Source organism: Saccharothrix sabaoui, from assembly GCF_051756985.1.
Classification (GTDB): Bacteria; Actinomycetota; Actinomycetes; order Mycobacteriales; family Pseudonocardiaceae; genus Actinosynnema.
Genome location: NZ_JBPKJK010000007.1, coordinates 34,625 through 57,019 on the forward strand (window position 1 = coordinate 34,625; position 22,395 = coordinate 57,019).

Sequence of the window (22,395 nt, forward strand, 5' to 3'; positions counted from 1 at the left end):
CCGTCATCGGGGCCGGGCACCCGCGAGGCGAAGGGACGACGCGTTGTACCGGTTACTGGATGCCGCGCTTCTGCGGTCGGCCGTCGAATCCGTCCCGGAGGATCTACCGGCGTGTCCGGACCTCACCGGCTCCTCCCCGGAGCACCTCGCGCGGTGGCGCGAGTGGATAAGGCTGGTCTGGGGTGCCGGCACGCTGGCCGCGGCCGTCGAGGTGGCCAGCCCGATCCTGGCCCGCCGAGCTGAGCAGGTTCTGGCCGGTCGTCCGGTCCCGACACGTGAACTACGCAGCCTGGTGCTGACCCTGGTGCGGTACCGGCTGCGCGGCACCAGCAGGGCGACACCGTTCGGATTGTTCGCCGGAGTCGCTCCCGCACGGTTCGGCCCGCGGGTGGAGCTGCGTCGCGACGGCGGGCACCGCGCTCACGCGCAGGTCGACGCCGAATGGCTCGCCACGGTCGTCCGGCACCTGGAGACAATGCCCGGACTGCGGCCGCTGTTGCCCGTGACCGCGAACAATCTGCTGTTCGTGCGCGACGGCAGGCTCGTGATCGGCTGCCGTCGGCATCCGACCTCGTCCAGCGGCGCCTCCGAGATTTCCGTCCGCCACACCGAACCGGTCCAGACCGCGGTCGCCGCAGCGGCGACTCCCATCCGCATGAACCACCTGATCGACAAGCTCGCGGCCGGCTACCCCTCGACGCCGCGTCCGCGGATCGAGGCGATGCTCGCCAGCCTGGTCGAGCAGGGCATCCTGCTCACCAGCCTGTATCCACCCATGACAGCGACGAACCCACTGGGGCACGTGCTGGAGGAACTGCGCTCAGCCGGCGTCGACGACGTGCCCGAGATCGCGCACCAGGTACTCCTGTTGCGCGACATCCTCGCCGACCTGTCCGAGCACGAGCGGGCCGACACGGTGGCACAGCGGCGGATCCGTGCAGCGGTCTCGACCCGGATCACGAGCCTCGGCGACACCAATCGGCCGATCGCGATCGACCTTCGTCTCGGCGACGCCGTCACGCTGCCTGCCCAGGTCGCTCGTGAAGCCGAGAAGGCGGCGGCGGTGCTGGCCCGGTTGACTCCGTACCCGTCCGGGCCACCGGTCTGGCGGGACTACCACGGTCGGTTCGTCGAGCATTACGGCCTGGGCGCGGTCGTTCCGCTGATCGAGCTGGTGCACGCCGACACCGGGCTCGGCTTCCCCTCCGGTTACCGCGACTCGCGGTTACCGACGCCCCCGTCACCTTCGTTGTCCGACCGCGACGTGGCACTGCTCGCCCTCGCACAGACCGCCGCGCTGGAGCATCGCCGGGAAGTCGTCCTTGACGACCCCGGCGTGGCCGACCTGGCGGTGACCGAGGTCGAATATGTCCAGCCGCACACCGAACTCCGCTTCCGCATCCACGCAGCGGACCAGGATGCGCTCGCACACGGCGACTTCGACCTCGCGATCATGGGCGTGTCCCGCGCGGCAGGAACCACGATCGGCCGGTTCCTGCACCTGCTCGACCCCGCCAACCGCGCGCGCATGATCACCGGTTTGGCGGCGCTTCCCACCGCCATCGACGAAGCGTTGCCGGTGCAGGTGTCCTGCCCGCCGCTGCGTCCGCGCGCCGAGAACATCACCCGGCACCCTGTCGTGCTTCCCCACATCATCACGCTCGGGGAACACCACGGTGGCGGCGAGAGGATCGCAGTGGACGACCTCGTGGTGACCGCCGACGCCACCCGCCTGTACCTGATGTCGCGGACCCGACGCCGTGTCCTGGAGCCGACGGTTTTCAGCGCGGTGGAGTTCGTCCACGCCGCCCATCCGCTGCTGCGGTTCCTGTGCGAGATCAGCGCCGCATCCTCCGCCGCCTGCGTGCCGTTCTCCTGGGGTGCGGCCGAGCGCCTGCCGTTCCTGCCCCGCGTGCGGTACAGGCGGACGATCCTGTCCCCGGCGCGGTGGAGGATGACGAGCACGCAGCTTTCGCCCTCGGGCACCGCCTGGCCGCAGTGGGCCGACGCGGTCGCGCACTGGCGTCACCGGTTCGACGTGCCGGACCGGGTGTACGTGGGCGAGGATGACCGTCGGGTGCTGCTGCACCTCGATGATCCGGCGCATCTTCACCTGCTGCGCGCGGATCTCGACCGCACGGGGCACGTCACCCTGCGTGAGGCGGCCCCGTCTGACGCGTTCGGGTGGCATGGCGGCCGTGCCCATGAGATCGCCGTGCCGTTGGCGACGTGCCGACCGCCGCAGCCCGCACCGCCACGGCGCCCCCCTGCCTCGACCGTGACGACCAGCACGCAGCCGGGGCATCTTCCCGGCGATCCGGAGTCCGGCTGGCTTTACGCCAAGCTGTACGTCCATCCGGATCGGCACACCGGACTGCTCACCGACCACCTTCCTCGCCTGTGGCACCACTTCGACGACGAGCCGCCGTGGTGGTTCATCCGCTACCAGGATCCGCAACCCCATCTACGGCTGCGGATCCGCCTCCCCCGCCCCGACGCCTTCGCCGACACCGCACGAAGCGTCGGATCGTGGGCCGACGAACTGCACCGCCTCGGTCTGCTCGGCAGACTGCAACTGGACACCTACCACCCGGAGATCGGCCGCTTCGGCGACGGCCCCACCCTCGCGGCCGCCGAAGCGGTGTTCGCCGCCGACTCCGCCGCTGCCGTCGCACAGCTGACCGCCGGTACACCACACCCGCACTCGATCACCGCGGCGAGCCTGGTCGACCTCACCGTCGGCTTCACCGGCAGCCGGCACGCAGGCCTGCACTGGCTGATCGATCACGTCGACCGGATTTCCACCCCCGCGCTCGCACGGGACCTCCAGGCCCGGACCATCCGACTGTGCGACCCAGCAGCCGACTTCGCGGCCCTGCGCACGCTGTCCTGTGGTGACCTGATCAGCGCCCGCTGGCGACAACGCCGAACCGCGCTCGCGAGCTACCGCGACATCCTCGCTTCCCATGACACGACCATCCGCGAGGCGGCCATCGGGATGACGCGACAGGCCGTACTGCCGGATCTGCTGCGCCTGCACTGCATCCGGGTCGCCGGAGTCGACCGCGACGCCGAGCTTGCTTGTCTGCGCCTGGCCCGCGCCGCCGCGCTGAGCTGGATCAACCGAGGAGCATGATGAGCACCACACAGGACAGCACCGCACTGGACACTACGGCGGCCTTGGCCGAACGAGTGACCGACCTGAGCACACTGTCGTCGCTGCCCACCGGCTGGAGGCGCGGCCCCCAGTCGTTGGCCGGCGGCGCGGCCGGGATCGCGCTTCTGCACATCGAACGCGCCCGCACCGGCCACGGCGGCTGGGACACCGCGCACGCCTGGCTGTCCGCTGCCGTCGCCGACGAGCTCAGCGCAGGCCCGAACGCCGGGCTGTTCTTCGGCACTCCGGCACTGGCCTTCGTCGTCCACACCGCCGTCGAACGACCGGGAAAGCTCGACCGGGCGCTGCGGACACTCGACGCGGGCACGGTCGAGTTGACCCGTCGACGCCTGGACCGGGCACATGCCGGCTCGACCGGGCGGACCGGCCGCCGATGGCCGAATACGACCTGATCTGCGGCCTGTCCGGCCTGGGCGCCTACCACCTGCACCGCCACCCGCAGCACGAGATCACCGCCGAGGTCCTGTCCTACCTCGTGCGGCTCACCGACTGCATCGCCGAACTCACCCAGGCAACCCGTCCCATCGCAGCCAAGGAGATCGCAACAGCGCTCGTCCAGCTCGCACTGCAGACGGGCGACGCACACACTGCCAGCCTCCTCACGCACATCGATGGGTGGCCGCACCTGGCAGCAGACCAGCGGGCACTCACACACGTCATCGAGGCATCGGGCACGAGGGCGCGCGCCATGCCGCCGCAGCACCTGCTGAACTCCCTCACCACCGCCACCCGGCATGCCCTGACCACCCTGGCCGACCTACTCACCTCCGCTCGCGAACCCGACCAATCGAACTCCCCAACCACCACCTGAAACTGCACCGGCCATCGACTCATGCACGCTTCACCACCACCCCAAGCCGAGGACCAGTGCGCTCGCGTCGCTGCCGACCCGGGGACTGTTCCAAGATCGGCTATGGCACACTTCCGGTGGTGACGGTGAGTAGCCGGTCGCGGCCGTGACCTTATGGTGGAGATCGATCCCCTTGCGGGGAAGTGCTTTCGGGCTGTCGACGCCTTCGTCATCGCAGCCCTGGGCGCCGGACGGCACGGCCGCAACCCCGGATGCGGACCGCGACCACCACCCTCCGCCACCCGCCCGACGACCGAAACCGACAGTCCGGAAATGCTGCCCCCGCAAGGAAACACAAGATTACGAACAACCGGCCACTCACCGTCACCACCGAAAGTGCGCCAGAGCCGATCGCGAGATAGACCCCGCACGTCAACCTACAGACAAGCGGTACGCCACCGGGAGTACCTCGACCCGTCGCAGCGAGTGGTCGAGGAAGGGTGGTTCACCGCGGCATTGAAGGACGCGGCGGTCGCGGCACGGTATTGCGGCCGTGACACCGGTCAGGGTGGCGCCGGGCGTGGGTCTTGCCGACAGTTGCGTCCTGCACGACTACCTGCTGCACGAGACCTCGAAACCGGATCGCTGGCCGGGCGGCCACCAGGTGCCGGGCGGCCATCGGGTGCCGAGGACTGCGGGCGACTGGCCGTGACAGCGTTCAGCCGAGGGCTCTACCGGTTGGCGGCACGGTTCGCCCTCCCCGTCGCCGATACCGGTGACACCGACGCGATGGAACTGATGGCGGCGTTGTGCGCATTCCGCGGAGCGGACGAGGAGGCACGGACGTGGCGACGTCGAGCCGAGCCGATCGTCACGGCACGGCGGATGCACTCCGGCGACCTGTTCGACCTCGTCGAAAAGGCGCGGGCCACATCCGACCACACCACCCACGGCGACCTCGCCGATCAGGCGGTGTCCCTGGCCGATGCGTTGAGCCTCGAGAACAGGCACGACGAGGCCGTCTCGGTGCTCCGGGAGTCGCTGGAGCACGAGTCGCTTTCACTGCAGGGCCGCACGTCCGAGCCGCTGACGATGTCCCGCCTGGTGGAAGCGTTGCGTCGAGCCGGTCGGGCACAGCAGGCCGCCCAAGTCGAGCCTGCTCAGTGCGGGTGGTCGCCAATGGTGCCACCGTCGAGCTACCGGGGGAATCTCATCGCGATCTACCGCGGGGTCCGGGTCTCGGACCCGGAGGTGGCCGAGGCGGCGTTCGGGGCGATGGACATCGACGCGGACGACCGACTGGACTGGGCCGAGCTGTCCGCCCACGTGCGCGGCCTGTTCACGGCGACCGACGAGTCCGCGAAGGGCGCCCACATGGTCGGCGGCGACTGACCACGACAACGGTGACCGCGACGTGGCACCCGTGCGGTTGCGGGCGTGCTGGGCAGGTCAGCCCTGTAGCGGCTGCTTGAGGCCCGGCACCTGTTCCGCGCCGTAGAGCGTGCCGAGCGCCGTGTCGACGAGCTGGTCCACGGTCACGCCGCGCTGCCCGGCGACGGTCTTGAGCGCCTCGTCACCGGCGGCCATCAGCGGTCGGGCGTCGAACCGCCAGGAGCCGGACTCCTTGTGGAACGGCAGCTCCACACCTGCGGACTGGCCGCGCGAGGTCATGTCCGCCCGCGCCGTGTCGCCGTCCACGACCACCGTGCCCAGGTCGACGTTGGCCATGCTGTTCTCACTCACCATGCCCTTCGCCACCGCCGCGGACACCAATTGCTCGGCCGACATCCCCCGCAGCTCGTCGGCACCGAACTCGGCACGCAGCACGTAGACCAACATCGACGAGGTCACACCGTGCTCGCGCACCTGCTGCTCCGAACCGGTGAGGGCGAGGTCGCGGGCTTTGGTGTAGTAGCCCAGCATCTCCTGCGACAGCAGCGCGGCCGCGGCGACGCCGTCCTTCGCCTTGGCGGCCTCCCGATAGTCCGCGAAGGTCTTGCGGATCGCCTTCTCCTCGGCCGCGGCGTCGACCGACGGCGCAGTGGTGGTGGTCGCCGACGAGGAGGACGTGGCGGTCGGAGTTCCGCCACCGCACGCGCCGACGAGCAGGACCGCGGCGACGACGAGCAGGGCGGGAGCAGTTCTGTTCACGCACCGCAGCGTACGTGGCAAGGGTCGGCCGTCCGGACCTCGGCCGCGGCCGCCTTCCGCTGCCGCGCGCGCCGAGCGGCCGAACCCCGCACCACCGCGGATGTGGAGTTCGGCCGCCTCGTCGGGTAGCCGGCTCACCACCCGACCGGGTAGCGCTCGACCTCCAGGCGCGGCTGCGGGTCGTTGTTGTACCGGGTGACCACGAACAGCGTCCGCTGGTCCGCCGACCACGCCAAGCCGCGCGGCTGCACCGTCTCACCGCTGTCCAGCGAGACGGTGTTCATCGGCGTCGCGCCGCCGACGCGGTAGACCAGCACGTCGTTGGCGTCGCTGGTCAGCGCTCCCGCGGCCACGTACGCGCCGTCCGGCGACAACGACACCGCGGCGGGTCGGGGCCGGGTCGCGTACGCACCCCGGCGCGCCAAGTCCGCCGTCGCGAACGCCTCAACCCGGTCACGGGACCCGGTCGCGCTGAACAGCGTCGCCCCGTCGCCGGTCACGTCGAGGTCCGTGAGCCCGGCGCCGACCACGTCACCGGACGTGCCTGCCGTCAGCGTTCCGCCGGAGAGGGTGTAGACCTGCACCGTCGACTGGCTCAACGACAGCTGCCCGGCCACCAGCGGCCCGGCTTCCGCACCGGAAGACGCCAGCAGCGGGGCCCGCTGGAACCGGGTGGCTCCTTGCTGCTCGCCCCGCACCGGCTCGGCCGCCGCCGGGTCCAGCCTGCCGATCTTGCCCGACCAGTTGCCGTCCACGCAGCCGTACCCGAACCACATCACGCCACCCGTGCGGGCCAGGTGCGTCGGGCACGTCCCCGCCCCTGTGGAGTACCGCGCGGTCTCGGCCAGGGTCGACGTGTCGATCACCGAGATGCCGTCACCCGCCGACAGCGCCACGAACAGCCGGGTGCCGTCCGCGCTCAGTTCCAGCCCGTCCGCACCCGGCTGGTTCTCGATCACCGTGCGGACCCGACCGGAGAAGTCCGCCACCGCCACGCCGTTGGACGACGCGCCACCGGAGACGAACACCCTCTGGTGGGCGCTGTCCACCATCACGTCGCCGAATCCCGACAACGGCAGCACCGGCGCCGCCAATGCCACCGGCGCCGCGACCACCGACGCCGCCATCAGCACAACGACCCCCAACCCCACCAACGCACCCCGCCCCATGCCGTTCCCCCTCCATCTCGTCCCTATTACGGCAAGCATCGCGAATCACGCGGCGGTAAGGCGCACCACCGTACACCGAAGAATTGCGTCAATCCTCTTTCCAGGTAAGCCCGCGGTCGAGCACGCCCGAGTTCAAAAAGGTCTCCGCAGCTTTCAACGCGAGCGCCTTGTCCACCACAGTGGCCGAGTCGAAAACACCTAGTTGACCGCCGGTCACCAGCTCTTCCTCGCCTCCGGCCCGCGCTTCGTCCCACAACGTGAAGTACTCGTCCTCGACATTTCCGTAGGCGACGTGGTAGCGGCCGGAACCGCCACCTACCAGCAGATAGGAACCGTTGTCCAGTTCCACTGAGACCTCGGTGGTCACCTTGTTGTCCAACGCGTCGACCGCCGCCGTCAACTTGGCGGTGTCCGCGTTCTCAACCAGTTCCGACTCAGCCGACTGACCATGCCAGCGTTGAATCCGGACGTTACCCAACCGTCGGCTCCCCTTATCCGTTCATTGGCCGTGGAATCGATGGGCGGTTCGCCGTGATCTCAAACCGACCCGAAGGGGAGTTTACCGTGAGCCGGGATATCCCGACTCCCCGCATGAGAGAGCCGACCCCGCCCTTGACACCACACGCCGTGCACAGGTCCCGATCGACGTGCAAGGTTGCCCTGTCCGCAGACACCCCGGCATTCTTGGCCTGCTGGAACACATCGGCCTCGGCATGCGTCTTGGTCTGCGCATTGACCTTGATGTCGATTTTCCGGCCATGCGCGTTGTGCCCGTAGAACGACCTACCGCCGACGTCGAGCCGAGCAGCCGTGTGCGCGTCCTCCGGAGATCCGGCGCGGGGCATCCCCTGGCCCTTGCGGTAGTTGGCGAGGTCGGCCGACGCCCCGCCGCCGCCGTCGGCGCTCTTCGTGGCGCTGGTGCCGCCGCCGTTGGCCGCCTTGCCGCCACCCGAGCCACCGCCGGAGGCCTTCTTGCCCGTCGACGCCGTGCCGCCGGCTTTGCCGCCGCCGCCACCGGAGGGTTTGCCACCGCTGGGGCCACCGGCTTTCGGCGCCGGTTTCGGCGCGGGCGCCGCCTTCGCGCCGTTGGCCCCGGCATCAGCCGCCTGACCGGCCGTCTTCGCCGTGCTCCGCCCGGCGGCGGCCGCCTTCGCTCCGCCCTGGGCCGCCTCGGCCCCCTTGACGGCGTACTTGCCCGCCTTGACCGCGGTGGCGCCCCACCCGGCGAAGGGCACCGCGGCCGCGGCCGACAGCGCCGCGTTGGCGTAGTCGCCCTCGGCGGCGTACCAGGCGGAGTTCGCCAGGTCCGCGGCCTCGCCGACCACGGGGATCACGCCGGCGACATCGAGTGCCGCGTGCCCGACCTCCTTGGCGTTGTCCTTGACCCAGTCCGCGGCGTCGTCGAGCCATCCGTGGCCGTCGATCTCCACCTGGGACAGCGGGTTGCCGGCGCCGAAGGCGTACCGGTTGTTCGTCCACGGGTCGGTGGTCATCCCGAGGTCCGCGAGCGCCCCGTTGTACAGGTCGAGCGTCAGGAACCGGTTCAGGCCGGGCGAGTAGTCCCGGAACCCCATGTCGTAGGTGTCGGTGCTCTTGTCGTGCCGGGTGGTGTTGAACCGGTAGGAGTTCTCCTCCGGCTTGTCCGGGTTCGCCTGGTCGGGCTTGTCCTCGCCGGAGAACTCGCTCTCGTCGTCCTTGCCGTAGGCGGTGTAGCCGTAGGTGGACTTCGTGTCGCCGTTGGTGTCGGTGACCTGCTCGACGTCGGAGTGCGGGTTGAACCCGTAGACCGAGTCCTCCTCCTTGCCGTCGTCGGAGTACTTGACCTGGGCGAGCAGCTCGCCGTCGTTGGAGTACTGGTACGCCTTGCGGAGCTTGCCGTTCTCGTCCTCGGTCAGGACCTGGTCGGCCAGACCCAGGTAGTGGAACGCCGTGGTCTTGTCGCCCTCGACCTTCGTCTGCTGGCGGTCCAGCGGGTCGTAGGTGTACTTGGTGGTCTTCGGCCCGGCGCCCTGGTCCTTGACGTGCTCGACCCTGCGGTCGAACCCGTCGTAGGTGTACTTCTCCAGCTGTTTGCCGGACTGCGTCACCTGGTGCAGGCGGCCGAACGCGTCGTAGTCGTAGTCCGCCCGCTGCCCGTCCGTGGTGGTGGACAGCAGCCGGTTGCGGTCGTAGTCGAACGCGGTGTGCGCGCCGCCGACCCGCTGGTCCCAGACGTTGCCGTTGTCGTCGTGCTTGTACTCCTCGGTGCGTTCGCCCTCACCGCCCTTCTTCGTCACCTTCCGCACCCGGTCGCGTGGGTCGTAGGTGTACGTGGCGTCGGCGTTGATGGTCGCGCCGTGGTTGTCCGCGTTCTGCTTCCGCCCGTCGTCGCGGACCTTGTTGGAGTTGGAGTCGTACTCCAGGTTGTGCTCGACGACGACCTGCCCGCCGTCCTTCTTCTTCTCCAGCTGCCGGCGCAGCAGCCCGTCGAGGTAGTAGGTGTAGTCGACGGTGTTGCCGTTGCTCTTGACGTGCCGCTCGACGTGCCCGCGGGCGGTGTAGGTGAAGGAGTTGACCTTGCCCTGGTCGCCGTCGTCCTTCTTGTTGGTGACCTTCGTGACCAGGTCGCGGGCGTTGTACTCGTAGAGCGCCGACTTGCCGTCGAACTTGGCGAACGTCAGGTTGTCGTTCTCGTCGTAGCGGTAGTCGGTGGTGTGCTTGACCGCGCCGGCCTTGAGCTCCTCGACCTTCTCCGCCAGGTCCACCCCGTTGTACGCGACGCGGTAGGCGTCCACCGGCGTGTTCGGCGTGGAGTCGGTCATCTGCACGAGGTTGTCGTTCGGGTCGTACCGGTGCTCGAAGACCTTCTTCTCGTCGTCGGCGTCCGCACTGTTGTCGCGCACCAGCTGCACGGCGTCGGCGGCCACGGTGCCGTCGGCCTCGCCGGACAGCGTGATGGTGCGGGACTGCCCCGCCGACATGGCGTACTTGCCGATGCTGGTCCACTCACCGGCCCGCTGCGTCTGGTCGACCCGTGCGGTGCTCGTGCCGCCGTTGTGCTCGACGGTGTACGCGGCGTCCGTGGCCGTCCCGCCGGGGTGGCGCACCAGCACGTCGTACGTGCCGTCGGCCGGAACGGCGGCCTTCCAGGCGAACGTGGCGTCGTCGGCGTCGGTGGCGCGGTACGCGGCACCCTGGAACCCCCTGCCGGACTCCTCGGTCCGCCAGTTGCCCCTCGCCTGGGTCCGCGCCGCGTCGGAGTTGTCGACGACGACCACGTTGCGCCCCACCGGGACGCCTTCGTCGGAGCGCTTCTTCAGCTTCCCGTCGGGGAAGTACTCCCACGTCTCCACCCGCTGCGCCCCGCCGCCCGCGCTGGTCACCGTGCGGTTGGACTGCTGCCCGGTGGCGGTGTAGTCGTAGGCGGTCCTGATGTCCCACGGGTCGGTGGACGTGCGCAGCCACCCGTTGTCGTAGTACGTCTGCCTGGTGGTGTTGCGGACCGACTCGCCGTGCGACGGCGGGGCACTGACCTCCACCAGGTCGCCGACCTCGTTGTAGGTTTTGATCGTGCCGACCGGCGTCTTGTGCTCCGGGTCGTCCGGGTCGTAGGGCAGGATCTCCTCGCGCACCCGGTTGAGCTCGTCGTAAACGGTCTCGGTGACGAAGTCGTCGGCCTTGTCGGGGGTGTCCACCCCGCGCGGGTTGATCGTGCGGGTCAGGTTGCCGACCTGGTCGTACTCGTACCGGGTGGTGAAGTACCGGATCGTGCCGCCGTCGGAGCTGTGCGGCGAGCGGACCTCCCGCTGCATGCCGCGCTCGTCCAGCTCGATGAGCGTCTCGTTGCCCTGCTCGTCGGTGCTGGCGACGACGTTGCCGTCGCGGTCGTAACGCGTCTTCGCCGAGTGGCCGTCCGCGTCGACGGTCTCCAGCACCTGGTGGTTGGCGTCGAAGACGTACCGGGTGGTGAAGTCGTTCGGGTCCGGTGTCTTGTTCTTGCGCGCGTCGACCTCTTTGACGAGGTTGCCGACGTCGTCGTACTCCGCGCTGATCACGTTGCCGTTGACGTCGGTGGCCCGGGTGATCCGGTCGAGCTGGTCGTAGGTGAACGTGTAGGTGAAGTCGTCCGGGTCCTGCGGGGTCAGCGTCCCCTTGGGTTCGGTCTGCTTGAGCAGGTTGCCGACCGCGTCGTAGGCGAACGTGGTCAGCTTCTCCGGACCACCGGGGTCGTCCTTGGGCGCGTAGACGCCGACCTGCCGGTCCATCGCGTCGTAGGCGGCGCGGGTGACGGCGCCGTTCGCGGCGGTGCTGGTCACCACGTTGTCGTTGCGGTCGTACCGCGGGCCCGGCGTGACGATGTAGGCGCCGGCCGCTTGGTCCTTCGGCTCGCGTGTGTCCAGCGGGCGCTTGAAGATGTCGTATGTGTAGGTGCCCGTCTTGCCGCGCGCGTCGGTGATGGAGGTGACGTTGCCGACGTCGTCGTAGCGGAAGGCCGTGGTGCAGTTGAGCGGGTCGGTGATCAGCCGCGGGTAGCCGTTGGCGTCGTAGTCGCCGTACTTGGTGGTGTTGCCGTTGGCGTCGGTCTGCTCGATCAGGTGCCCGAAGCCGTCGTAGGAGTAGCGCGACGTGTAGTCGTCCGGGGCCGGGGTGGCGTTGCCCTTCGGGTCGGTGACGGCGATCAGGTTGCCCTTGTCGTCGTACGCGAACGTCCACTTGCGACCTTCGGGGGTGACCTTCTCGGTCAGGTCGGCGACGTGCCCGCCGAGTTCGGTGCGGTAGCCCAGGCGGGTGGCCGGACCGTTCGTCCGGTTGGCCTCCGCGTCGCGGATCTCCAGCGGGAAGCCGGTCTTCTGGTCGTAGGTCCAGGTCTGCGAGGCGCCGTTGTGCTCGACCAGCCGGATGACGTTGTTGTCGGCGTCCCAGTGCAGCTGGGTGGTCTCGTCCTTGGCGTTGGTATTCCGCTCGGCCCGCCCGTAGCCGTCGAGCAGGGTGCGGGTGGTGTGGCCGTTGCCGTCGACCACCGTGGAGTCGACCTTCGACCCCCCGTCGCCGTCCGGGTCGACGTAGTCGAAGCCGGTCGCGGCCTGGCCCCGGTCGGTGACGGTTCGGACGTTCCACTTGCGCAGTGCTTCACCGGCGCCGGTGAAGTAGTCCACCCTGGTGGTGCCGCCGTTCGGGTCCACCACCGACAGCAGCTTGGCGTTGGCCTCGTCGTAGAAGAACGTGAAGGGCTTGGCGTCCGGGTTGCCCAGCCCGTCCACGACCTCACCCAGGTGCCCCTTGTCGGTGTAGGTCAACGCCACCACCCGACCGGACACGTCGGTGACGGACTTGAGCTTGTTGATGATGAACAGGTTGTCCAGGTTCGTTCCGGTCAGCTTCCTGCCGCCGAGGATGTACGAGAACGCGTCGCCGCGCTGGTAGTAGTCCAGGGTCAGCGTGCGGCGGCCGGTGGCGTCGGTGACGTGCTTGAGCACACCGGTGTTGCGGTTGCCCAGCAGCGCCCGCTCGTAGGTGAACGACATGGTGTTGCCGCTCTTGTCCACCGTCGCCGTGTGGTAGCCCTGCGCGTCGAAGAAGAACTCCGTGCGCTCCGGCGTGGTGAACACCCAGCGCCGCTCGTCATCACCGCCCGGGAGGTACCGCAGGTACAGGTGCACGCCGGCCGGCGCGTCGTAGGTCCAGTTCCGGCTGTCGGCGCTGTCGTGCTTGTTCAGCTCGAACAGGTGCCCGGTGCCGTCGCCGTCGACCAGGCTCACCGTGGTCGGCCAACCGAGCAGCCCCGGCAGGAGGCCGTCGAACTCCAGCGGTGTGCCGAGCCGGTTCAGCGTCGACGCCGTGACCGACCACCCGGGGCCGGCGTAGGAGTTCGAGGTGTCCGAGGAGTTGTAGGACAGCCGGCTGAAGCTCGCCAGGCCGCGGCTGGGGTTGGTCAGCACGTCGTAGTTCCACACGGCGTTGCCGGAGAACTGGTTGACCGACAGGTCTCCGCCCGCGCCGGTGGGCAGGCTGGCGTAGGAGTAGAAGTGCTCCAGCCCGAGCTGGTCGGAAGTGGGCTCCTCCACGCGCACGTCCAGGTCGAGCGCGGGTACGCCCGCCGTCTCGGACAGCCACCTGCGGGTGCTGGTGTCGTAGACGTCCCACCGCAGCGTGAACTGCTCGCGGTCGTTGCCGATATCGGCCAGCGCCGGGGCCTTCACGCGTGCGTCGAGGGTGACCTCCGCGCCCGGCGCCAGGTCCGCCGGCAACGCCGTGTCCAGCCGGTTCCCCGCCGTGGCGTCGCCGCCGTTGGGCAGGGTCCAGTGGTAGGACAGCACGTGCCTGCCCGCCACCAGCGGTGACTGCGTGGTGTTGCGGACGGTCACCCGCACGGGGTGCTCGTCGCCCGGGATCATCCGCCGCGGCGTGTCCGGTGCCGCGTAGGCGACGGGCGCCTGATCAGCCTGGATCGGCCTGCTCTCAGGAGCCTGCGCGGACGATTCGGTCGCCTCCGCCGCCACGGCCACCTGGGTGCACCTCGGTGACGGTGGCGCGGCCACCCTGGGGACGGTCTCCGCGGCTCTCGCGGCCGGTGCCGGCATCGGTGACAATCCTGCCGCCACCAGTGCGAGCAGCGAAGCGGCAGACCAGAACAGACGTGCTTTCCCCTTGTTCACGCGTTTCCCCCCGCGCCGTGCGCAGGCACGCTCCACCCACCGGCGGTCCTAGAAGAACGCTGCCGACGTGAGCAATCTGCGTTCCACCCCTACGAACAACAAGGCCTCATGATCCCCCAAGGCGGCCTTGCGAGCATTCAAGCACAGCGGACGTGGTCGGTAATGGGCTTTCCAGGTGACGAGACGACTGTCGTGGACCTACTCCGCGTAGGACCGGCACCCACGTGCGTATTCCACGTGATGAGGCAGAAGTGCATACCTACCAACAGTTCATCGCTGGAAGGAACGATCCAGTCCGTCCGAACCGGTGGGCTCGGCGAGCACGTCCGCCACGGAGAGGCCCGTCTGCTGGCTGACGGCGTACCGCTCGCTCGGCCGACGAGAGCCGCCGGTCAGCGTCTCCTGGGCCTGCTGGAGCCAAGCCCGCTCCTGCGCGGGCACCGGCACTGCCAGTTCCTCCCGGATCGTGGTGGCCAGCCGCAGCAAGCGGTACGCGTGCACCGGTCGGTCGACGCGTAGTGCAACTGGTGGGCAAGGGTGACGGTGGCCGTAGCGGTAGTTGTCAATTCAAGTGAGACAGGTTGTGACACCCACTGGTCTCAATCACCTTGACGAGTTCCGACGCGGGCCCGCTCCCGGACAGCGTTCAGGATTCCAGGCGCTCTGCGGTGTCGGCGAGCAGGGCGAGGAGCCAGCGCCAGATTTCCGGGTCGGTGGTGGACAGCGGCTTGGGGGAGAAGAAGTACAGGCGGTTCTGGACGATTTCGATGTGGACCGGGCGTTCGGCGTACCGGGCCAGGAGGTCGGAGGAGAAGAGGGTGCGGTCCAGCAGGGCCTGAATCTCCCCGGCCCTGCCGAACGGCCCGAAGACTTTGAAAGCTTCGGTGCCGGGGCCGCGCAGGTCGGGGTTCCCGAGGGAAGCTCCGCCGGACACGTGCGGAACGCCCGTGCCTTTCGCCCGCGGGATCAGCAGCAGGTGGGGAAGGTGGGCGTCGAGAGGAGTGGTCGCATAGCCCAAGTGGTACGTTTCCGCGCCGCGGTAGCCGGCCACGTAGCGGTGCTGGCCGATTTCCATCGGACGTGGCCCTTCGATGGTGACGACGTCGACGGCGCAGCGGTTGTTGCCGACGTCGAAGACCCCGGCGGGTTGCTCCGGGTTATTGACCTTCATCCGGTAGCCCATGCCGTTGCGGGCGGCGAACTGCATGATGCGGTAGTGGTCGATCCGCTCCCGCCCGTTACCTTTGCGGACCCGGACGACGACCAGGACGATCAGCCCGAGACCGATCATCAGCGGCAGCAGCCCGAGGAGCCGGACACCCATGCCGCCGTCCGGATGGACGCCGGTGAGGTACATGTTGAGCGGAATGCTCAGGAAACCGAAGACGGCGGCAACGATCACGGCGAACACGAGTGCGCAGCACGCCATGTCACGGCCCGGGTGGTCGCCGTTCGCTTTCGCGTGCGCCAATGCCGTGGCCGGGGCGACGGGGGCGGCGAGCGGGGAATAGTCCAGGTCGTCGGGCACGGTTCACGCTACCCCGTCGAGCGGGCGGAACGTTCCCGGTTAGCCGATTTCGGGTGCGACTGAGGCGTCGGTCCGGCGGCCGGGTGCCCGGCAATCCCCATACTCCGGTGACCGCAGGGCTCGCTGCTGACGCCCAGGACGGGCGTCAGGCGCGAGCAGCACTTCGACGACCCGCAGCTGGTTGCCTCTGAACGATCGGTCAGGATTCTGCTCCACTGGTGGTTGGGGTGGTGAAGGACGTCCTGGCCGGCGGCGTGCGCGGGCCGTGGCCAGGAGATCAGGACCCGGCTGTGCGGCTTGCCGACGACGAAGTCGGCCGTAGGCGCCTCGCCCCGGTGAGCCGTGCGCGGACGTGCTCGCCGAGTGGGCTGTCCGGTGTGACGGTGACCCGCTCGCCACGTCCGGCGGTCGCGAGGGCGTCGGCCATGCCCGATGATCCTCCCTGCGTTAGACGGAGTCGCGTTTCCAGGGCTCAGGCTGCTGGAGCAATCCTGATGTGCATCAGACCTGCAAGGTCAGCCGCAACTGGTCCAGGCGCAAAGTCCGCCGGGCCGCGGTCAACGCGGCATCCCTTCGGCTTCCGGCAGCCACAGCTGCACCCCGAACCGCTCCAGCACTGATCGCAGGTCCCGCACCTGGGCACCGTCGAGGAACCCACGCTCGTACTCGCCGACCACCACCGCGTCGATCCGATCCGCGTTGGCCGCGATGTGGCGCAGCATCGCCGCAGCACGAGGCCGCAGATGCCAGAGAACCTGACGGGAACACCCGATCTCCAAGTACTCCCCCACGATCGGGCCGTGCCCACTGGTGATCCTGCGCGAGACATCCAGCTGCCACGCCCGCGAGGTACGCGGATCTTGGTGCTCACGCGTGGAAGCGCGACCGTAGAACAGGAACCGCAGACTTCCGACCGGCTCGGCATCCATCGCCGGGATACCGGGCGGGATGGTCGCGGCGATCCACTCGGCGAGTGGAGTGAGGCGCGGCAGGGCGGACACCGTCACGGCGCGGTCCTTAGTATCAGAACGGGTCTGGGCGCCAAGGTGACGGAGCACCGTCCCTGCGATGACGAAACATGTTCGAGACATGCCCGGATGGAGTAGTACACGCCATATCACTTGTCAGAGCAGCTTGGGCGTCCGCCTTGGTCCAAAGTGACGGCTATCGTGGTAGGTGTCGGCCGCCGCGGAACGGCGGGTTCGGTGCCGCCGTTCCGCGGCTTGGCTCTCCCACCCTCGGCACGAAACGGATGGGCAGAATTCAACTCGAGCCCGTGTCTGCGACTACCCGCAGATCGGCTGTACCCACTCGGCCAGCACCTGCTCGACCGGCGGGTGTGGGAAGTCGCGCCGAAGATCTCGATGAGGATTCCCGATCCGGTCGACGGTGCGGCGGCGTGGTGATCACAGTCTGGTGAGGGGGATGGTGTCGGCGATGCGGCGGTAGCCGGCGTTGTTGGGGTGTAGGCCGTCGCCGCTGTCGTAGGCGGGGCGCAGTGTGCGAGGGCTGGTGGGGTCGGCGAGTGCCGTGTCGAGGTCGGCCACGGCGTCGTAACCGTTCGCGGTGCCTGCGGTGGTGCGCATCCAGCGGTTGAGTTGGGTGCGCATGGTTTCTTCACCGCCTCCGCAGCCGCACGGTGGGAGGGTCGCGCCGATCGCGGTGAATCCGCGGTCGCGTGCCCATCTGATCAAGTACGTGTGGCCGTCGATGAGTTGTTGCGTGGTAATGACCGGTGCGCCCTGGGCGCAGCCGGTGGTGCCGCCCTGGGTGCGGATGTCGTTGATGCCTTCGAGCACGATGACCGTGCGCACGCCGGGTTGGGTGGCGACGTTGCGCCGAAAGCGGGTGATGGCGGGTTCGCCGCCGCAGGCTGAGTCGCTGAGCACGCGGTTGGCGCTGATGCCGGCGTTGAGGACCGGGCGTGGGGTGTTGTTGCGCACCAGGCGTTCGGCGAGTTCGTCGGGGTAGCGGTTGTTCGCGTCGGGGGTGGAGCCGTAGCCGTCGGTGATGGAGTCGCCCAAGGCGACGATGCCGTCGGGTGGGCTTGCCTGGTCGCCTCGGACGTCCACGCGGGTGAGGAAGTACCAGGAGCCCGATCTGCCGGTGAACGCGGTGGCGGCGGGGTCGACGCGGTGGTCGCCGTTGGCCAGGTAGCTGGTCGCGGTCGCTCGGCTGTGGTAGGTCGCGCGGCCGGTGTGGCGGGCGAAGTACAGCGTCACGGTCAGCTGTTCCAGCGGCGTGGTGAGCATCAGCAGCGGGTCGCTGTCCAGTTCCGTCCCGACGGGGATCTGGGCCCACTGGCGGCCGCCGAAGGTGAGGTGGCGTTGCGACCCGCGTTGCAGCGCGGCGCCGGCTTCGGTGCGGGCGATGGTGGCACCGGTGACCGGCAGCGGGGTGTCGCCGTAGAGATTGGACAGGCGGATGCGCACGTGGGTGCCGCCGACGCTGATGCGGATGACCTGCCGCAGTGACTGGTTGGTGAAGCCGCGTTGCGACCAACCGGGGACGAAGGGGTTGACCGGCTGCTGAGCAGCCGCCCAGGTGCCTCTCCAGTACACGTCCGCGGCCCGGTCGTCCACCGCGACCTCACCGGTGCCGGAGGTGGGTGCGTCCGGCGTCGCGGCGGCCGGTGACACCGCACCGGAGGCCACCACGCCCACCACCACCAAACCCGCGAGCAGTGCCTTCGTCGGTCTCATGTCAGCTTGTCTCCTTCATGCAGGGCTTGGTCGTTGGGTGATGGCCGCGATCGGGCTGGACGGCCACGGTGGCCCTGATCGGGCTGTGGCGTCGGAGGAAGGTGCAGGTGGGCAGGTGTTCAGTACGCCGCGTTCTCCTGCGACCACATGTGCCACTCGTCCCAGATCCGGTGGGTGCCAGACCGGTTCCACGCCCAGTTCTTGCGGCGGGTGTTGCTGCCGTCGCCGGCGACGGTGATGAGGTACCGCCAGATGTCGTGCTCGGTGGCGCCCTCGCGGGTGAAGGGGAAGTTGAAGAAGTGGCCGTGCCAGCGGTTGGCCTTGACCAGCAGCCGGTGCAGGGCGCGCATGGTGTTGTAGTTCCACGGTTGGTCGCCGCGGGCGGACAGTCCGGCCACGCCGTCGCCGTCGTCGCCCCAGAACACCACGTGGGTGTGGTTGGGGTACTCGGCCCGGTGGATGCGGAAGTACCACTCCAGGTCGGAAATGCCCATGGTGGCGCGCAGGAACTGGATCTGCTGCTCGGGGGTCTTCGCGGCGGTCTTGCCGACGGCGTCGTCCCATTGGTCGTTGAGGCTTTCCAGCCGGCACACGCCGTTCGCCTGGCTGGGCATGTGCTTGTAGATCAGGGCGAAGTGGCCCGTCTGGGCCCTGACCTGGCTCAACCACGCCTCGCCGCCGTTGTGGATGCCCTTGAAGTACGGCCCCATGCCCGCGCCGGGGATCAGCAGCGTGCGGGACCTCAGCCAGTTGGCGGTGCGGTCGTTGATGCCCCGGGCGACGTACAGGGTGCGTTCCCGCAGCTCCGCGCAGTTGTTCAGGTTGGTCTCGATCACGGCCACGCCGCGCAGCGCGCCGGCGATGCCCTCCTCCCGGGCGCGGGTGATCAACCTGCTCATGTCGTCGATGAACTCGTCCGCGCCGGCCTCGGTGAAGGGCCGCTGGTAGCTGATGATGACGCCGCTGCGCTGGAACCACTGGCGCTTGAACAAGTAGGCCCCGACCCCCTGGCGGTGCAGCTCACGCAGCAGCTTGATGACCTCGTCGTCACGCTGCCGCTTGGTGGTGCCGTCGGGCAGGTCGGCCATGTTCGCCACCCGCAGCGCCACCGTGTCGAGGTTGTTGTTGGCCAGTGAGAACGCCGCCGTGGCGTAGGGCAGGCCGCGGGTGTCGAACCTGGCCGTCAGCTTCACGTTCGGTGCCGGGGCGAGCATCGCCCCGCGCCACTTCAGACCCCGGATGGCGTCCGGGCTCTGCGCGAGGAAGGCCCGCTCCTGCCCCTCGGAGGCCGGCAGGTTCGGGTCCGCGAGTGCCTCGGACGGCGCCAAGCCGCCCGAGGCGGCCCCGGCGACACCCACCACGGCGGCCGCTGCGGTGAATCGGAGGAGGTCACGACGTGTCGTCTCGCTCATGACGGCCTTTCGGGGGGAAGGGGTGGTTGACCGGCCACGGTTGGACGGTCGGGTAAGGGAAATGATGCGGAAGGCCGCATTGCCGTGTGCGGCCATGTCGAGGCGATTCGGCAATGCGGGCATCGAGAAAGGACACGAGAACGTCGAGCCGCGGGATTAAATCCACGGCCTTCGGAGAAGGACCGGACATCATCGACGGCGAGCCGACGGGAACGATCAGCGGAATCTCACAGCACTCGGTCCATGCCTGGCCATCACACTCCCTCGGACGTGGTCACCCGCCGGAGACACACTGACCGCGAGTTAGCGAGGTATGGGTCGCCCGCGACCTTTCCGACGAAGCAGTACCCATTATCGAGCACCTCCCACGACACGGTCGGGTATCACCTGCAACTCTTTAGAGAGTGTTCCGACTACTCTTGGTACGGGCATTGGTCCAGCAGAATGCACTCGTGTACGCCATTCGTATGGGGGACAATCCGCGACGAGTCGGCGATGGAGCCACTACGGTCCCGACAGAGGTCACCGACAACCATGACCACAAGGAGGAGACATGCGCGGGATCGGCACCTCGGTCGGCACCCTGATCATCGCGGGCCTGTTCACCGCAGGACCGGTCGCACCGGCCAGTGCGGCCAGCGGCACGCTGTACGTCACGCAGAACGGCCGGACCACCACGCACGCCAACCCACCCGCCCGCGCCTGCATCGCCAGCGACTCCACGAAGGGCAACGCCACCTTCCACAACAGGACCGACACCGTCGGCTACATCTTCGACGCCACCAAGTGCACGTCCGAGCACTTCACCCAGCGGTTCCTCCACCGCGGCGAGACCCTCACGCTTCCCGCCGGATATACGATCTACTTCCCCTGATCAAGCCACAAGGCAGCGCAACTGTCGTTCCGCAAGCCCATCCGGCCCGGACACTTGTCGCCCCCTGCCCACGCAACTCCCGCTCTCGAAACCCGCACCCCCTCCACGAAGCCAGCGGACGAGCGTGCGGTGGGGCAGTGAAGCACGGCTCACGGTGCTCACGACCGGTCGGGAGTGACCGCGCGTCGGTCCGGGCGACCCGACCCGCCGCTTCGGTGCCGCGATGACCACAGCCGTCATGACCCACAGACCACCGGCACAACGGTGGCCGCCGCCACGGATCTTCACAGCATCGGGCAGCACCGACTACCGAACAGGAGACGGTTCGCCCTGGTGAACCGGGGTTCGCAACGCGTGAGCACTGCCGTGGTGCGCCCGACAACGACTGTCGGACGCACCACGGCAATCCTGTGCCACATGTGGGAACGGGAATGGGGTCAGTAGGTCAGGAAGACGCAGCCGTTGTAGCCGGGAACCCCTGGAAAGATCCGCCGTTGGCGCCGTCACCGCCCCGGCCGGCGCCAGTGGGGCACGCGGCCGGCACAGGCCCGCCGACCACGCCACCGGGTCCTCCGGCGTTGCTGGCGAACCCTCCGTCGCCGCCCTTGCCGCCAGCGGCACCGGAGAGCAGGGACGGTGAGGTGCCCTGGCAGCTCACCGCGCCGCCACTCAGGCCCCCAGAACCACCACCCGAGGGCCTGAGTCCGCGTCCACCACCACCGCCACCGTTGGCGACGGCTTTGGCCGTGCCACCGAACGAGACAGTGGAGCTGCCTCCGGCGGCACCGTTGGCGGCGGCCTGACCCGTCGCTTACCCACCTCCTACGGCGATGGTCAGCACCGTGCCGGGGTTGACGGTCAACGTGCAGCTCACCGTGGCACCACCACTCGCACCACCACCGCCGGTACCGGGCAGGATGCCCCCCGTCGTGCTACTACCACCACCACCGGCCGCGGTCACCGACACAGTGACCCCGGTGATCCCCGCAGGCACGATGAAAGCGAACGAACCGGAGTGGCATACACCGCCGTGCTTGCAGAAGGGCAACCAGGCAGTCCGCGCGCCGCGCCGACCACGGCCGATCTCCTGCTGGTTTACCCGGCCATCGACCCCCACCGAGCGGCGGATCGCCGATCGACCCGACAGGCGGAAAGGGTAGTCCTGTCGTGGAACGTAACAAAAATCGTCGTCGCAGCGGGTGCTACGGCCAAGCCGCCAGCGGTGGGGCACGAGAAATCGCGTTACGACACTGCCGGTGCGAGCAATGGTTTTCGTGGGTGAGGCGACCGATTTCTGCGGTCACGTCCGGCTCACCTGTCAGTCGTGCCCGACCGATCTTTGATCACCGAACATCTACCGCCGGTCCAGGCCGATGCGTCGATGTGGCCCGCGGGCGCGGCAGGCTGGTCGGCTCCCCCGGGCCGTCGCGTAGCCCAAGGCGGGCAGGGCGTTCGTCGCCGCGCGGGATGCTGCTGTGCTGATCTCGGCGCGGTAGCACTTGGACCCTGGCGCGATCTCGGCGAAGACCATCCCGCCGAAGTACGCGCCCAGGACCACGGCCTGGTCTCCAGAAACACTGAGGAGACGCCGAACTCCTGGCTGGTGCAGGTGAACCGCGCCGGCGTGGTTCGCCTGCCAGTGGGTGGTTCCGGTGCGCTCCACCGCACGGCGGATGGTCCCGCCGTCCTCGGTCGACAGGCCCGGGCCGTTCCACGCGGCCGGTGGCGGAGTGGTCGGGCCGGGCGGTTCGGGTGCCCGGCGGGCGAGTGAGAGTTCCCCGGTGCCGGGGACGCGGACGAGGGTGGGACTCAGGCCCAAGCGGACCTATCCGGCCTGCCGGACATCCCGAACCGGCGTGGATTGCACGCGGCCTTGCCCGCGAGGGCTACCGCAACCGGTTGCTCGCGCCCCTCGAGCCGATCTCGATCTTCATCCGGCGTTCACCGCGGCGGTGA

Annotated in this window: 15 protein-coding genes; 5 read left to right on the forward strand and 10 right to left on the reverse strand. The window is 69.0% G+C overall.

What is annotated here, in order from left to right; translation table 11 throughout:
- The first annotated feature begins 43 nt into the window (after positions 1-43).
- From ACR807_RS03820 to ACR807_RS03835, 4 genes are all read left to right on the forward strand, one after another.
- Positions 44-3,136: a lantibiotic dehydratase gene (locus tag ACR807_RS03820; protein WP_438919778.1), complete on the forward strand. Its 3,093-nt coding sequence runs from the start codon at positions 44-46 to the stop codon at positions 3,134-3,136.
- Entirely contained in the window at positions 3,136-3,570 is a 435-nt protein-coding gene (locus ACR807_RS03825) for a lanthionine synthetase LanC family protein (protein ID WP_438919779.1), read from the forward strand. The genes ACR807_RS03820 and ACR807_RS03825 overlap by 1 nt, the downstream gene beginning before the upstream one ends.
- Positions 3,552-3,989, forward strand: a complete 438-nt coding sequence (locus tag ACR807_RS03830; protein ID WP_438919780.1) for a hypothetical protein — start codon at positions 3,552-3,554, stop codon at positions 3,987-3,989. The genes ACR807_RS03825 and ACR807_RS03830 overlap by 19 nt, the downstream gene beginning before the upstream one ends.
- Before the next feature lie 717 nt (positions 3,990-4,706).
- Positions 4,707-5,360: a hypothetical protein gene (locus ACR807_RS03835; protein WP_438919781.1), complete on the forward strand. Its 654-nt coding sequence runs from the start codon at positions 4,707-4,709 to the stop codon at positions 5,358-5,360.
- Positions 5,361-5,417: 57 nt separating this feature from the next.
- On the opposite strand, the gene ACR807_RS03840 is transcribed toward ACR807_RS03835, so the two are convergent.
- The 9 genes from ACR807_RS03840 to ACR807_RS03880 form a co-directional block, all read right to left on the reverse strand.
- On the reverse strand, positions 5,418-6,119 hold the full coding sequence (locus ACR807_RS03840; RefSeq protein ID WP_438919782.1) for a hypothetical protein: 702 nt from the start codon (positions 6,117-6,119) through the stop codon (positions 5,418-5,420).
- A gap of 134 nt (positions 6,120-6,253) precedes the next feature.
- Entirely contained in the window at positions 6,254-7,270 is a 1,017-nt protein-coding gene (locus tag ACR807_RS03845) for a YncE family protein (protein ID WP_438919783.1), read from the reverse strand.
- A gap of 106 nt (positions 7,271-7,376) precedes the next feature.
- Positions 7,377-7,766, reverse strand: a complete 390-nt coding sequence (locus ACR807_RS03850) for a hypothetical protein (protein WP_438919784.1) — start codon at positions 7,764-7,766, stop codon at positions 7,377-7,379.
- 13 nt (positions 7,767-7,779) lie between these two features.
- Positions 7,780-13,773 carry a golvesin C-terminal-like domain-containing protein gene (locus tag ACR807_RS03855; protein WP_438919785.1) on the reverse strand — a complete coding sequence of 1,998 codons (5,994 nt, stop codon included), beginning with the start codon at positions 13,771-13,773 and terminating at the stop codon, positions 7,780-7,782.
- A 420-nt stretch (positions 13,774-14,193) separates the two neighbouring features.
- Complete coding sequence (locus ACR807_RS03860; RefSeq protein ID WP_438919786.1) at positions 14,194-14,424, reverse strand: hypothetical protein; 231 nt, start codon at positions 14,422-14,424, stop codon at positions 14,194-14,196.
- 145 nt (positions 14,425-14,569) lie between these two features.
- The gene (locus tag ACR807_RS03865; RefSeq protein WP_438919787.1) at positions 14,570-15,451 is read right to left on the reverse strand and encodes a hypothetical protein; all 882 of its coding nucleotides are present in this window, start codon (positions 15,449-15,451) and stop codon (positions 14,570-14,572) included.
- A 557-nt stretch (positions 15,452-16,008) separates the two neighbouring features.
- Positions 16,009-16,458: a serine integrase family protein gene (locus ACR807_RS03870; RefSeq protein WP_438919788.1), complete on the reverse strand. Its 450-nt coding sequence runs from the start codon at positions 16,456-16,458 to the stop codon at positions 16,009-16,011.
- 399 nt (positions 16,459-16,857) lie between these two features.
- A complete protein-coding gene (locus ACR807_RS03875; protein WP_438919789.1) occupies positions 16,858-18,153 on the reverse strand; it encodes an SGNH/GDSL hydrolase family protein in 1,296 nt (431 codons plus the stop codon).
- Between the two features lie 119 nt (positions 18,154-18,272).
- The gene (locus ACR807_RS03880; protein ID WP_438919790.1) at positions 18,273-19,565 is read right to left on the reverse strand and encodes a hypothetical protein; all 1,293 of its coding nucleotides are present in this window, start codon (positions 19,563-19,565) and stop codon (positions 18,273-18,275) included.
- A 553-nt stretch (positions 19,566-20,118) separates the two neighbouring features.
- Here ACR807_RS03880 and ACR807_RS03885 point away from each other — a divergent pair.
- Positions 20,119-20,439, forward strand: a complete 321-nt coding sequence (locus ACR807_RS03885; RefSeq protein ID WP_438919791.1) for a hypothetical protein — start codon at positions 20,119-20,121, stop codon at positions 20,437-20,439.
- Between the two features lie 1,354 nt (positions 20,440-21,793).
- On the opposite strand, the gene ACR807_RS03890 is transcribed toward ACR807_RS03885, so the two are convergent.
- The gene (locus ACR807_RS03890; RefSeq protein WP_438919792.1) at positions 21,794-21,997 is read right to left on the reverse strand and encodes a hypothetical protein; all 204 of its coding nucleotides are present in this window, start codon (positions 21,995-21,997) and stop codon (positions 21,794-21,796) included.
- Between the last annotated feature and the right edge of the window lie 398 nt (positions 21,998-22,395).

Excerpts from the sequence above, each read along its gene's own strand:
- ACR807_RS03885 (WP_438919791.1), top strand. The coding sequence starts at position 20,119 with ATGCGCGGGATCGGCACCTCGGTCGGCACCCTGATCATCGCGGGCCTG.
- ACR807_RS03875 (WP_438919789.1), bottom strand. The coding sequence starts at position 18,153 with ATGAGACCGACGAAGGCACTGCTCGCGGGTTTGGTGGTGGTGGGCGTG.
- ACR807_RS03880 (WP_438919790.1), bottom strand. The coding sequence starts at position 19,565 with ATGAGCGAGACGACACGTCGTGACCTCCTCCGATTCACCGCAGCGGCC.
- ACR807_RS03830 (WP_438919780.1), top strand. The coding sequence starts at position 3,552 with ATGGCCGAATACGACCTGATCTGCGGCCTGTCCGGCCTGGGCGCCTAC.
- ACR807_RS03825 (WP_438919779.1), top strand. The coding sequence starts at position 3,136 with ATGAGCACCACACAGGACAGCACCGCACTGGACACTACGGCGGCCTTG.